General features: G+C 73.4%; 10 protein-coding genes. 3 read left to right on the top strand and 7 right to left on the bottom strand.

All coding sequences use genetic code 11. From position 1 onward, the window contains the following. Positions 1–3 precede the first annotated feature (3 nt). On the top strand, positions 4–3,288 hold the full coding sequence (locus tag ACIGDI_RS02975; RefSeq protein ID WP_399889607.1) for an SAV_2336 N-terminal domain-related protein: 3,285 nt from the start codon (positions 4–6) through the stop codon (positions 3,286–3,288). A gap of 217 nt (positions 3,289–3,505) precedes the next feature. Then, positions 3,506–4,543: a rod shape-determining protein gene (locus ACIGDI_RS02970; protein WP_383672663.1), complete on the top strand. Its 1,038-nt coding sequence runs from the start codon at positions 3,506–3,508 to the stop codon at positions 4,541–4,543. Between the two features lie 82 nt (positions 4,544–4,625). Here the strand turns inward: ACIGDI_RS02970 and ACIGDI_RS02965 are convergent, their stop codons facing one another. Both ACIGDI_RS02965 and ACIGDI_RS02960 read right to left on the bottom strand, forming a co-directional pair. Next, positions 4,626–5,567, bottom strand: a complete 942-nt coding sequence (locus ACIGDI_RS02965) for an anti-sigma factor RsbA family regulatory protein (RefSeq protein WP_399889603.1) — start codon at positions 5,565–5,567, stop codon at positions 4,626–4,628. Then, positions 5,564–5,914: an STAS domain-containing protein gene (locus tag ACIGDI_RS02960; protein WP_399889600.1), complete on the bottom strand. Its 351-nt coding sequence runs from the start codon at positions 5,912–5,914 to the stop codon at positions 5,564–5,566. Before ACIGDI_RS02960 ends, ACIGDI_RS02965 begins: the two co-directional genes overlap by 4 nt. 227 nt (positions 5,915–6,141) lie before the next feature. On the opposite strand from ACIGDI_RS02960, the gene ACIGDI_RS02955 reads away from it, so the two are divergent. Beyond that, entirely contained in the window at positions 6,142–6,828 is a 687-nt protein-coding gene (locus ACIGDI_RS02955) for an ANTAR domain-containing response regulator (protein WP_399889597.1), read from the top strand. Positions 6,829–7,168: 340 nt separating this feature from the next. Here ACIGDI_RS02955 and ACIGDI_RS02950 read toward each other — a convergent pair whose 3' ends face one another. From ACIGDI_RS02950 to ACIGDI_RS02930, 5 genes are all read right to left on the bottom strand, one after another. Next, positions 7,169–7,693, bottom strand: a complete 525-nt coding sequence (locus ACIGDI_RS02950; RefSeq protein ID WP_399889594.1) for a hypothetical protein — start codon at positions 7,691–7,693, stop codon at positions 7,169–7,171. Positions 7,694–7,890: 197 nt separating this feature from the next. Next, on the bottom strand, positions 7,891–8,841 hold the full coding sequence (locus ACIGDI_RS02945) for an expansin EXLX1 family cellulose-binding protein (RefSeq protein WP_399889591.1): 951 nt from the start codon (positions 8,839–8,841) through the stop codon (positions 7,891–7,893). Positions 8,842–8,920: 79 nt separating this feature from the next. Continuing rightward, positions 8,921–10,144 (bottom strand): Ig-like domain-containing protein, encoded by a 1,224-nt coding sequence (locus ACIGDI_RS02940; protein ID WP_399889588.1) that lies wholly within the window; start codon positions 10,142–10,144, stop codon positions 8,921–8,923. A gap of 93 nt (positions 10,145–10,237) precedes the next feature. Further along, a complete protein-coding gene (locus ACIGDI_RS02935; RefSeq protein ID WP_399889585.1) occupies positions 10,238–11,533 on the bottom strand; it encodes an alpha/beta hydrolase in 1,296 nt (431 codons plus the stop codon). 158 nt (positions 11,534–11,691) lie between these two features. Then, on the bottom strand, positions 11,692–13,503 hold the full coding sequence (locus ACIGDI_RS02930; protein ID WP_399889582.1) for an AMP-dependent synthetase/ligase: 1,812 nt from the start codon (positions 13,501–13,503) through the stop codon (positions 11,692–11,694). Positions 13,504–13,559 lie beyond the last annotated feature (56 nt).

Raw genomic sequence — 13,559 nt, 5'->3', positions numbered from 1 at the left:
CGGATGCCGTCCGACACCCCGGGCTCCCCCGAACCGCTGGCCCGTCTCGCCGACGTCCTCGCCGAGGCGGCCTCCGGCGTACGCCCGACCCCGCTGGAGCTGGCCGAACTGCTGTGGCTGGCACGGCACATGGAGCCGGGAACACCGCCCGACGAGGAGAAGCCCCGCCCCACCCCGGACGCACCGCGCCCCGAACCGCCGCCCGCACCACCCCCCTCCCCCGAGCCGCAGCGGCCGGAGACCCCTTCACCCGCCGACGCCCTCCCCTCCCCCCGCGCACCCCTCCACCTCCCGTCCGCCACCGGGCCCGGCGACGACCGCCCGCACACCACGCTGCTCGCCCCCGCGCCCCCGATGCTGCGCCACCCACTGGGCCTGCAACGGGCGCTCCGTCCGCTCAAACGCCGTATCGAGTCCCCCGTGGGACACGAACTCGACGAGTCCGCCACCGCCGACCGCATCGCCCGGCTCGGCGCGGCCCCCGAGTGGTGGCTGCCGGTCATGCGCCCCGCCCGGGAGCGCTGGCTGCGCCTGAACCTGGTGTACGACAGCGGGCCCACGATGCCCGTCTGGCACCCCCTGATCCGCGAACTGCACACGATGCTGGCCCAGTCGGGCGTCTTCCGCACGGTCGTGCCCTACCGGGCCGAACCCGACGGGACGGTGCGCGGCCCGGGCACCCCCACGACCACCGACGGCCGTACCGTCACCCTGCTGGTCAGCGACTGCATGGGCCCCCAGTGGCGCCAGGGGCCGCCCGGCACCCTGTGGTACTCCACCCTGCGCCGGTGGGCGGCGCGGATGCCGCTGGCCGTCGTACAGCCGCTGCCGGAGCAGCTGTGGCGGGAGACGGCACTGCCCACGACACCGGGACGGCTGTCGGCGCCGTACCCGGCCGCGCCGACGGCGGCGCTCACCTTCACGCCCTACGAACCGCACGAGCAGGGTCCCGCCGTGCCGCTGCCCGTGATGGAGCCCGACCCCGGCTGGCTGGCCAACTGGGCGGCGCTGCTCACGAGCCCCGGCACCTCCGAACTCCCGGCCGCCGTCGCCCTGTTGGACCGCCCGGCCGCCCCGGAGGACCGCGCGGACATCGCCCTGCTGTCCGCCGAGGAACTGATCCTGCGGTTCCGTGCGACCGCGTCACCGGAGGCGTTCCGGCTGGCCGGGCACCTCGCGGTCGGCCGGCCCGACCTGCCGGTGATGCGCCTGGTCCACGCTGCCCTCGAACCGGACCCACGCCCGCAGCACCTGGCCGAGGTCATCCTCAGCGGCATGCTCACCACCGTCCCCGGGCCGCCCGGCTCCTACGCCTTCCGCCCCGGCGTACGCGATCTCCTCCTGCTCGGCCTGCCCCGCTCCGCGCGCACCCGGACCGCCGAACTCCTCCAGCGGGTCGGCGCGTCGATCGACCACCGGGCCGGGAGCTCGCGGGGCGAGTTCCGCGCCTCCACGCCCTCGCCCTCGGGTACGGGGACCGGGGCGGGAGCGGACGGCGAGGCGTTCGCGACGGTGAGCCCGGAGAGCGTGCGACGGCTGACGGGTTCCCCGAAGCGGGCCGACCTCGACGCGCTGCCCGCCCCCGCGCCCCCGCCCGAGCCGCGGCGCCCCGCCGTGCTCTTCGAGGCCGACGACCTCACCGGCCGGCCGGAGGCGCGGATCGCGCTGGAGTACGCGGTGGACCGGATCCTGGAGCGCGCCGGGCTCGCGCAGCGCGAGGTGCGGGTGCGTGCGCACGGCTACCTGGTCCTGGCCCAGCCCGGCGCCTACACGCTCCCGGTGCTGGTGGCGACCCTGCGCGGGCTCGCCGAGGCGGTCGGGGAGCTGGCGGACCCGCCGCGGCTGCGGGTGACGTTCTGGCACACGGCCGGCGCCGGCGATCCCGTCGTACCGCCGGAGGTCCTCACCCTGCAGGACCGTACGCCCGCCGACGTCCTCCTCGTCGTCTCGCCGTCCTGGTACGAGGAGTTCGCGGCCAGTTCCGCCGCGCTGGAGGAGCCGCGCTTCCAGCCCCTGCACGGCGGCGCCCCGGACGAGCCGCCCGTCGCCTGGTACCTCACCCTGTCGACGGCGGGGCCCGAACCGGAGGAACGGGACCTGGTGAAGGGCCCGTTCATCACCCACGACCTGCGTCGGCTGGGCATCCCCGCCCCTGGCCGTACCGCGATCGTGCACACCCAGCCCGACGGGCCGCTGACCCTCCTCAACCCGGCGCGCCCGCACGGCCTGCGCCCGCCCCGCCGCACCACCTACTACGAGGTCGACCTCACCGGTCACCAGGCGTTCCGCACCGTCTCCCTGCCGAGTTCCGGCAAGGGCGCCTTCACCGCCGCGGTCGAGCTGTCCTGGCACGTCGTCGATCCGGTGGCGTTCGTGCGCGCCGAGACCACGCGTGTCTCCGAGCGGCTCCTCGACCATGTGCTGGACGCCGCCCCCCGCATCACCCGCCGGCATCCGCTGCGCCGGGCGGGCGCGGCGCAGCGGGCGGTCAACTCCGGGCTGGGCAGATGGCCGGTGCCGGGCCTGGCGATCTCCTACTCGGTGCAGCTCAGTACGGAGGGCACCCCGCCCCCCGTACCGCGGCGGCCTGCGCCCCGGCCCGCGTCCGAGCTGCTCGCCGACGCCGAGACGGTGCTGCTCGGCTTCGACGGTCCCGTCACCCGGCTGTTCTCCGCGCAGACCGCCCGGGAGGCGGCCCTGGACCTGCTCTCGGTGGTCGCCGAACAGCGCGATCCCGAGGACGCGTTGGCGGGCCGGCCGCTGCCGCGGGCCGCGGGGCACGAGATGTTCCCGCACCCGCTGGACGTGCTGCGCGCCTTCGCCCACGACCGGCTCGCCCCGCAGCTGCGCGACCGCCTCGACCAGCTCGAGCTGCGGGCCGTCCCGGACGCCCCGCTGACCCACAACTCGGTCCTCCTCGTGCGCGTCCTGCACCAGGCCGACCGCCGGGTGGCCGTCGTCTCGGACGTCTGCGAGGAGGCGGTACGTCAGTATCTGCGGCCGTTCCGGCTCCCCCTCGCCGGCGTCCACGGCCGCGCCGCCGACCTCGGCCTGCTGACGCCCGACCCGGACTGTCTGCGGCGCGCCCTGCGCTCCCCCGAAGCGCCGGCTCCCGCGAGCGTGCTGATCGGCTCCACGGTCGCCGAGCTGACCGCGGCCCAGCAACTGGGTCTCGGCTTCATCGGACTGGCCCGGAATCCGACGATCGAGCACGGCCTGCGGGAGGCGGGCTGCGAGGTCACCGTGTCCTCCCTCGCCCCGCTCCTCGAAGCCGCCCAAGCCCTCTGACTTACCTTTACCTTTCGTTCCCTTCGGACATAAGCCGCAAAACCGCCCATTCAGCGGCCCCCCGCCCGGCCCCCTCCAGGCAGCGCCCGGCTCCCGGCCCGCGCACGATGCGAGGGAGGCCCGCCGCCCGGCGGGCCTCCCGGATCAGGAACAGAGAACGAGGCCCGCCACCCTCCACCGGCGGCCCCCACGGTCTGCGCTCTCGGGAGGACCTGCCATGACCGCCAGTCTGGAGCAGCTGCGCCGCTGCCACTTCGCCGTCGACCTGGGGGCGGCCCGAACCCGCGTCTACGTGAAGGGCGCCGGCCTCGTCGTCGACCAGCCGTCCGTCGCCGCCGTGAACACCAAGACCGGCGCGCTCATCGCGGTCGGCGAGTTCGCCGAGAAGATGACCGGCCGCACCCCGCACTACATCCGCGTCGTACGGCCCGTCTCCGGCGGCACCGTCGTCGACATCGAGATGGCGCAGCGCATGCTGCGGCACCTGCTCGGCGACAAGATCCGCCGCACCCTGCGCCGCAAGCCCTTCCTGCGCGCGGCGGCCTGCACCCCGCACGACGCCGACCCGCTGGCCCAGCGGGCGGCCATCGAGACGCTCGTGGGGCTCGGCGCCCGGCGCGTGGAGCTGGTGGACACGCTGATCGCCGCCGCCGTGGGATGCGGGCTGCCCGTCGAGCGGCCCGAGGCCACCATGATCATGGTGTGCGGGGCCGCCGCCACACAGGTCGCCGTGCTGTCGCTGGGGTCGATCGTGACCGCCGAGCGCATCCCGGTCGGCGGTGAGGCCGTCGACCACGCGATCGTCCAGCACCTGCGCCACGAGCACGAGCTGATGCTGCCGAGCCAGTCCGTACGGCCCCTGCAGCTGGCCCTGTCCGGCAACGGGCTCACCCTCCAGGGCCCCGCCTCCACCGAGATCCACGGCCGCGACGTCGCCACCGGTCTCGCCCGGTCCGTGCAGGTCGACACCGCCGCCGTCCGGGACGCCATCGAGACGCCGCTGACGGCCGTGCTCGACGGCATCGGACGGGTGCTGCGGGACTGCCCGCCCGACCTGGTCGCCGACCTCGCCGACCGCGGGATCATGATGGTCGGCGGCAGCGCGCTGCTGCCCGGGCTCGACCAGATGCTGCGCGCGGCCACCGGCATGCCGGTGCACATCGCCGAACGCCCCGACGTGTGCGCCGTACAGGGCCTCGGCTACATGCTGGAGGGCCGGATCGAGCCGCTCGTGCTGGACCCGCTGGCCACCTGAGCGGCACGGGTCCGGGCCGCCGGCCGGTTCGGCGGCGCCTCACGGAGATCCGCGGGTCAGCGGCCGGCCGGCTCCGCGGCGGTCAGCGGGCGAACCAGCAGCGGACCGTGGTTCCTTCGGGGCCGGTGTGCACGCGGACGAGGTCGGAGACGAGGTTGACCAGGAGCAGGCCGCGGCCGCCGCGCTGCTCGCGCGGTGCGGGCCGGCGCCCGGCGAGCGGGTCGACGAGACGGCCCTTGTCGCACACCTCGCTCACCACGTACCCGTCCTCGGCCCACACCCGCACGGTGCCCGTGCCACCGCCGTGCACCACGCTGTTCGTGACCAGCTCGGCCGTGACCAGGGCCAGGTCCTCGACCCTGGCGGGCGCGAGGCCCAGCCGGGCGCCCTCGTCGGTGACGAGGTGCCGGGTCTCGCTGAGGGACTCCGCGTCGAAGCGCACGGCGGGGACGTCGGGGGCGGGCGGCAGGGGTTCGTTGTAGCGGTCGACGACCGTCTCGGGGGCGTAGACGCTGCTCTCCTCCGCCTCCCGCGATCCGCCGCGCAGCAGCACGGGGTGGGTGACGTACGCGTCGGCGATGACCTCCGGGGGCAGGCGCCGGGTGTCGTAGGGGCAGAGAATGGTCGCCTCCCGGCCCCGGAACGCCGCGTTGATCAGCGCCTCGTGCTGGACGCAGGCGGGGTACTCGGCGGGGGTGCGGCCGGCCCAGATCGGCTCGCCGATGATGTGGACGCGCGTGCCGGGCGCCTGGGCGTCGGCGAAGGCCCGCAGCACGCCGGGGATGATCCGGCCGGGGTTGCGCCCGACCTCGCGCATGTCCAGGAACCGTACGGCGTCGGCGTCGGTCCCCAGTTCGTCGCGGATCAGCCGGAGGTTCTCGGCGGGCACGGCCACGGCGACGGGCTCGTCGGCCGCGACCGCGGCGCGCACGAAGGGGACGGTGCCGGCCAGGTACTCGCGCTCGTCGCCGTAGAAGAGCGCGGGATGGACGAAGGGGTCCTGCGGTGTGGTCGCGGTGCTCATGACGACGGCACCTCGATCGTCGGGATGCCGGGCCAGAAAAGATCCAGCAGACGGCGCAGGCTGATGGGGGGTTGCTGAAGCACGATCCTCCTGCCCTCGTCCAGTGACTGCGCCGCGGCGGCGAGCGCGTCGGTGCCGGCGACATCGACGAAGGTGAGCGCGGACAGCTCCAGCCGGTACACGGGCCGCGAGTCGCGCGCGGCACGCGACAGCGCCCCCTCCCACTGCGACAGGGTAGCGAGTCCGACCTCGCCACCGACGCTGAGGCCGGCTCCGTCCGGCAGCGGGAACACGGTGAGCCGCGGTGCGCGGGAGGGCCCGGGCGGTACCCGGTACGGGACGTCCAAGCCCTTCTCCCCTCTTTTCGCGGCTGCTCGGTGGACCCCGGTGGTCGTGAGTTCACGTACCCGTGGGACGGGAGGACATTCCCGGCAGCAGACGGTGTGTACTCCGTCGCGCTACGGGCAGGCGCATGGTCAGCACCGCCGGGTCCCCGCGGGGCTGGTACGGGAGACCCGCGCCCGGCGGCCGGTGACTCAACGTCGTGACGACTGTCGGGAGCAGCGAGGCAGACATGACCTCAGCGGTACACACACCTCTCGGGGGGAAGCTGAACACCCTGGTCATCGACGCGCGGGTGGAAGAGGACCGGGCTGTGCTCACCCCGCGCGGCGAACTCGTCCACGGCTGTACGGACGTGCTGTCCGAGGCGCTGGAAGGGCTGCCGGCGCACGTGGACCGAGTGGATCTGGACATGACCGACGTGGTCTTCATGGACACTGCGGGGCTGCAGTTCCTTGAGCGGCTCGGCGCCTTCGGACGTCGGCGGGCGGTTCCGGTGCGGTCCGGGCACTGGAACGGCCAGCCGCGCCGGATCCTGGAACTCGCCGGCCTGGACCCCGACGCCCCCCTGCGGCACGCGGCCCACCCGGTGGACGGGGAACCCGAGTCGCCGGTCGCCTCCGCGGTCGCCCGGGAGCGCGCGGAGCAGTTGTCGGAGCTGCGCACGGAGGTCGAGCAGCTGAAGCAGGCGATGGCCTCCCGCCCGGTCATCGACCAGGCCCGCGGGGTGCTGATGGCCATGCACGCCTGCACCTCCGAACAGGCGTGGGAGATCCTGCGCGAGACCTCGCAGCGCTCCAACATCAAGCTGCGCGCGGTCGCCGCGGCGGTCACGGCCGGCGCGGAGCCGGACGGCCCCGCGCCTTCCGAGGAACTGCGCCGGGCCCTGCGCACGGCGATCTCGCACCACCTCCGCTGACGCCAGGGCCTGTGAGGTCAGTAGGGCAGGATCCGCCCCGACGGCGTCCTGCGGTCGACGGGGGTGTCGCGGGGCTGGCTCGGGCGGCGGCTGACGCGGACGCGTATCCGGTGGTTCATGACGACCTCCTCGGGTCTCTCGGTCCCTCTGGCCGACGTGAACCAGCCTGGTCCGCGTACCGCCCCGGCACATCGTGCCGACGAAGGCACCTGCCCTGCCTCTCCAGCGGGACCCGGCCGGGCGCCCGCTACTCCCCGGGGAGGAGGGTGACCCCAAGATCCCCCCGACGTCGCACCGATAAACGATCGTTTTCGGCCACGCCCCGAGTGACCTGGCCGAATCAGCTCAGTCCGAGGGAGGACAGGGCGGTGGTCCAGTCGGACGCGACCGCGTCTCGAGCGTCGTCGAGGCCGACGGTCCCGTTGCACACGGCCTTCTTCAGCTTGTTCTCCACGGTGTCCTTGTTGGCCGCGGTCGTGTCCCCGTAGCGCGGCTCGGGCCAGAGGTTCTCCGCGCTCTTCGGGGCGCCGCCGAGCTCGAGCGGGACGAGGTGGTCCTCCTCGTAGTCGGCCGTGCTGGTGTCCGCGTAGCCGTACTCGGCGATCTGCTTGACCTTGAGCGCGTTGGTGTAGGAGGTCGACGGCCGCACGGTGGAGGTCCATCCGGACACGCATATCGTCGAGCCGATGGTGTCCTGCGTGACGTCGGGGTTGTAGGCGCCGGGCTGGCAGACCGGATCGGGCAACGGCAGATAGTCCTGCGAGCAGCCGGCCGCGTGGGCGGCCGACCCCGTACCGAGGATCAGGCCGGCGACGGCGAGACCGAGGGACGTGCTCGTGGCGGTGAGGCGGCGCATGGCGCGCATGGGGGTTCTCCCGCGTTCGGCCCGGGGATTCCGGGCAGTCGTGGGCATGACAGCACCGGCCGGGTCTATGCGGGTAGAAGCAATGGGCGAAGATTCGGTGAACTGGCCGAAGTCTTACCGCCCCATGACGGCCGGTTTCCCAACCCCTGGCCATACCTTGGGAGTTGGGAAACCGACCGGAAACGAGGAGCGCGCGGTCAGTGCGCGGCGAACTGCACGCGGGTCGGCTGTACGACGTTCGGCTTCACGGCGATCCCGTCCACCGTCAGCCGCTCGCCGTAGATGTCGGTGATCCTGATGGATCCACCGCAGCCGCTCCCCTTCTCGGAGAGGAAGTAGTTGTACGAGGTGCGCGGCAGCGCCAGCCACCCGTTCCCGGCGCGCACCTCCAGCCGCGCCACCGGGTTGCGGTGCCCGAGCACCTGGATGCCGCACCAGTACTGGCTGGACCCGGTCTTGTACCGCACCGAGAGCGTCCCGGCGTCGGCGGGGCTCACCAGTTCCCAGGAGACGGCGATCCGCCCGGCCGCGGGCGCGGCGAGCTTGGCGAAGGCCTGCACGCTGAGGTCGAGCTGTCCGACCGCGCAGTCCCCCGGGCACTCGTTGACGATCCGGACCGTGACGGAGGCACCGCTCGCGGCACGGACACGGACGTACGCCCCGCACGCCTTGGACGTCTCGTAGTCGGCGGTGTTCATCGCCGCGATCATCATGTCCGCGCTGGGACCGAACGAGCAGGCGCCATTGCCGTCCGCGGCGTCGTAGTGCGTGGCGACGCCCTGGTAGGTGGTGCCGGGGACGATCCGCCCGGCCAGTGACGCCGAGGCCGGGACGGCGCGCGGCGCCCTGGCCGGTGAACTCGAGGGCCGTGCCGAGGCGGTGGCGGCCGTGGCCGACGGCTTGGCGGTACGGGCCTTCGGCGACGGGGAGGCCGACTCTTTCCGGGACGGCGTCGGCGACGGGCTCGCCTGCTCGGCATCCGCGACGGCCGTGGCCGCGGTATGCCCGGCGGAGGCGGCCGCGCCGCCGCCGTCCGGTCGGAACGCGACCACCAGGGCCACGACGAGTGCCACGGCCGCCACGGCGACGACGGACACGAGAGCCGTACGCCGGTCACGGGGCCGGCGATGCGGAGTATGGGACGCCACGGGCAAGGTCCTTACCTGTTCGGTGACGGGAACGTCGCCCCTGTGTCGCCGCCGACGCCGGAAAGGTTGCCGCCGGTTTTCAGGACAGCGCGCTGCCCGCCCGCCAGGTCGCCCAGTCGACGTTCCAGTCCCCGTAGCCGTTGCCTTCGGCGACGGTGTCCTTGGAGTGGACGACGGTGACCGGATCACCGAGGTGGACGTGCCCGAAGAACCACCGCGCGTCGCTCGTGCTCATGCCCACGCAGCCGTGACTGCCGTTGACCCGGCCGAACTTGCCCGCGTTCCACGGCGCCGCGTGCACGAACGTGCCCGACGGGGTCAGCCGCACCGCCCACTTCACCGAGCCGAGGTTGTACGCCTCGGGGCCGAAGATGCCCACCGTCCGGGAGTTCATCCGGATGCTGGGGACCTTCTCCAGGACGACCATGGTGCCGTTCCAGGTCTCGAAGCCGGGCTTGCCGCTGGAGACCGGAAGGGTGCGCAGCACCTTCCCGTCCTCCTTGACCGTCATGGTCTTGCGGTTCGTGTCGACGGTGCCGACGACCGCGTGGCCGACGTGGAAGCGCACGACGCGCTGCTGGGTCCCGTACACCCCGCCGCCCGCGTCGACGCCGCTCAGGGCCATCCGCAGGGTGACCTCGGTGCCGGACGTCCAGAACTTCCGGGGCCGGTAGTCGACGCGGTCCCTGCCGCTGTGGTCCTTCACCCAGCTCCAGGCCCCCTCGACGTGCGGGCTGGTGGTGACCGAGAGCCTGCGCTCCACGGCCGCCTTGTCCCGGACGGGCTTGTTGAAGACGACGGACACCGGCATGCCGACGCCGACGGTGGCGCCCTTCTCCGGGCTGTACTCGCCGACGAACGTGCCGCGCGCCCGCGCGGTGCCTATGGTGGTCCGCCGCGTCACCGTCTTTCCGTCCGCGTCCTTGGCCCGCGCGAGCACGGTGTACTTCGTCGCCGGGGCCAGCAGGGCGGACGACGTCCAGGTGTGCCCGTCCGCCGACAGCGAGCCGCCGAACTCGTCGGCGTCCGGGGCGCTCACCCGTATGTCCAGGAGTCTGCCGCCGGAGGAGTGGACGGTCACTTTGTCACCGGGCGAGGCGGCCGCCCCGCGCCCCGGCTTCACGGTGATGACGGAGTCCGGGCTCCTGGTGGCCTGCTTGCCGTCGCTCCCGCCGCCCCCACCGCCGTCACAGGCGGTCAGGAGCAGCGCGGCCAGGCCCACGGCGGCCGCCGCTCTCCTCGCCGACCGGCCGACCCCCGGAAGGTCCGCTCCCCGCGACCGTCGTGCCCGGCGCACCTGCATGAGTCCCTCCTCGTCGAACTCTCCTCCACGCTACGTCGGACGAGTGCCACGCCGGGGCCGGGGAATGTGTCGTCGCCGCACGCTTTCAGTGGCTCACCGGCGTGTCGTGGCCGCGGGCCTGCTCGGGGTGCCCTCGGCGCGCAGCGGGCTGCGGCCGGGCCCGGGCCGGCCGCCGGCCTCGGTGGTCCTCCTGGGGTGGTGCCGGGGTACGACGTCCTGCGGGAAGGTCAGCTGGGCGTTCATCCACTTCAGGGCGGCGGGCATCTCCCGTACCCAGGTCGGGAAGTTGTGGCTGCCGTTCTCGGGCAGGATCGAGGCGACCCGCATGGGCGCCTTGACGGCCCTGATGAACGCCTGCGTCTGCGCGTAACCCTTCTCGCCGTGCTTGCTGTTGGCGACCAGGACCGAGACCTGGGGGGCGGGCAGGTGCGCGAGCCGCCACATCAGGTCGTGGCCGTCTACCCGGGCCTGGCGGCCCGGACCGCTGCCGAAGAGGTTGCCGGTGGTGGGGTCGTCCTTGACCTTGTAGTCGGGCGACAGGGCGGCGGCCGTGGTGTAGGCGTGCGGGTCGCGCATCGCGAGCTGGAGGGCGCAGCTGGCGCCGGAGGAGTACCCCATGACGCCCCAGGCGGTGGCGTCGTGGCCGGCCCGGTAGACGGACCGGACGGCCTCCGGCAGGTCCTTGGCCAGGAACGTCTCGGTCTGCGGCCCGCCGGGCACGTCCACGCACTCGGTGTCGCGCGGCGGGGCGATGGTGGGCCGGATCATCACCATGATCGTGGGCTGCATCTGGCCCTTGCCCTGCAGCTCGCCCGCGGTCTGCGAGACCCTCAGGTGCTGGGCGAGGTTGAAGATGCTGCCCGGGTAGCCGCTCAGCGCGACGATCACCGGGAAGCGCATGCGGTGGTACGCCTTCTGGAAGTACTGCGGCGGCAGATAGACGAAGGCCGGGTCGACGACGCCGGTGCGCTTGCCGATGATCTTCACGGACTCGACCCGGCCGACGGCGGCGGCCGGCCCCTTGGGCAGCCCGCTGACCCGGCTCAGTTGCTCGTTGCCGGCCGGCTGCACGAGGGAGCCGTGCACGCTGCTTATGCCGTTGACCGAGCCGTCGCCGTTCTGGTCGGCGGCCTGCGTCACGCCCACGGGGGCGGTGTCGACGTTGCCGAACAGTTCTCCCCAGGAGCCGAAGAACTGGTACGAGGAGTTCACCCCGCAGGCGAAGGCCGCGACGATCGTCACCTGCGTCACACCGATGGCGCACAGCCGCCCCAGCACCTGCCACAGGCCCGGTTTCGCGAGCCGCGGCCACAGCCAGACCAGCAGCGCCACAGACAGGGCTGCCAGCGCCACCATCGCGTATACGGTCGTTCGACTGGTCAAACCCATGTCACTCAGTCCCTGAGATCCCTGCCCGTGCACTTGTCCTGCACAGGAGGAGGGCTGAAGAGCCTTCCGCGTTCCGTAACGAGAGCTTTGGGCGGAAGACATGGCCTGTTCCGCTATGTCACGCGGCGGGAAGACATCGGGCCCGAAACGGGCACGTCTCAGCCGGGCGGCGCGTAGAGGGCCTCGATGTCCGCGGCGAACTTGGCGGTCACGTAGCCGCGCCGCACCTTCTGCGACGGCGTCAGTTCCTCGCCCACGGCGAACCCTCGGCCCAGGATGCGGAACCGCCTGATGGACTCGGCCGCCGACACCGTCCGGTTGGCCTCGTCGACCGCTGCCTGGACGGCCGACCTGAGCTCCGGGTCGTCGCGGAGCTCCGCGACGCCGCCCGCCCACGACCGGTCGTGTTCGCGTCCCCACCAGGTGAGGAACTCGGGGTCGAGCGTGATGAGGGCACCGATGTAGGGCCGCCGGTCGCCGACGAGCACGCACTGGTCGATCAGCCAGTGGGCCCGGAGCCGGTCCTCCAGCGGGGCGGGCGCCACGTTCTTGCCGACGGCCGTGACGATGAGGTCCTTCTTGCGGCCGGTGACGGTCAGATACCCGTCGTCCAGCTCCCCGACGTCACCGGTGCGGAACCAGCCGTCGTCGTCGAACGCCTCGGCGGTGGCCTCCTCATCGTGCAGATAGCCGCCGAAGACGTTCGGCCCCTTCACCAGCACCTCGCCTCCGGGACCGATGCGTACCGCGCAGCCGGGCAGCGGGCGGCCCACGCTTCCGACGCGCTGGGCGCCCGGCAGGTCGAGGGTCACCCCGGAGGTGGTCTCGGTCAGCCCCCAGCCCTCCAGCACGGTGACCCCGGCCCCACGCATGAAGTGCCCGAGACCGGCCCCCAGGGGTGCGCCGCCGCTGCACGCCCAGGCGACCCGGCCGCCCAGCGCCGCCCGCAGCTTCCTGAAGACCAGCCGGTCGAACACCCGGCGCCTGACCCGCAGCCACAGGCCCGGTCCGCCGCGGTCCAGCGCCTCGCTGTAGGCGACGGCCGTCGCCTCGGCGGCCCGGAACATCCTCGCGTGGCCGCCCGCCACCGCCGTGCGCTGAGCGGTGTTGCGCAGCTTCTCGAAGATCCGGGGGACGGCCAGCAGCAACGTGGGCCGGTAGGTCCGCAGTTCGGTGGGGAGGTTCTCGAGGTCACTGGTGTGCGCGACCTGCGCGCCGTTGTGCACGGCGGCGAGCGCGACGACCCGGGCCAGGACGTGGGCCGGCGGCAGGAACACCAGGAGCGTCGTGCGGTCGGTCAGGACGTTCTCCGTGATCCCGTCGGCGGCGGCGACGTTGCGCACCTCGGCGACCAGATTGCCGTGGCTGATCAGGCAGCCCCTGGGCCTGCCGGTCGTACCGGAGGTGTAGACGACGGTCGCCGGCCGGTCGGCGCCGACCGCGCGCCGCCGCCGTTCGACCAGTTCCCGGGGCACCGACCGGCCCAGCTCGACGAGGCGCCCGAGCCCGCCGTCCATGCGCCACACCTCGCCCACCGAGTCCGCCCCGGCGGCGGTGACGACACGGGAGCGCTCCTCGCCCTCGACGAACGCGGCCCTGGCGCCGCTGTCGCGCAGGATCCACTCGACCTGCGCCGGGGACGAGGTCTCGTACACGGGCACGCTGACCGCCCCCGCGGTCCAGATCGCGAAGTCGCACAGCATCCACTCGTAGCGCGAGCCCGACATCAGCGCGATCCGGTCGCCCGGCGCGATCCCGGCCGCCATCAGCCCGGCGGCCAGCGCCTGGACCTCGTCGGCGAACTCCCTGGAAGTGACGGTCCGCCAGCCGCCGTCGACCTTGCGGGCGAACGCCTCGTGGCCGGGGCGGTGCAGGGCGTTGTCGACGATGTCGTCGGTCGCGTTCGCCCGAGGCGACGTCACGTACTTGGCCGGGGTGTACCACGTGTCCGCGTGCGCTGGCTCCTCCATGCCACCATGGTCGCGCTCCGCCGAGCGCCGGTAAGGGGACCAACAGCACCGCGTGA

Origin of the sequence: Streptomyces sp. NPDC085900, from assembly GCF_044540925.1 — a bacterium.
GTDB classification, from domain to species: Bacteria; Actinomycetota; Actinomycetes; order Streptomycetales; family Streptomycetaceae; genus Streptomyces; species Streptomyces gilvifuscus.
This window is presented reverse-complemented; position numbering and strand designations above follow the sequence as displayed.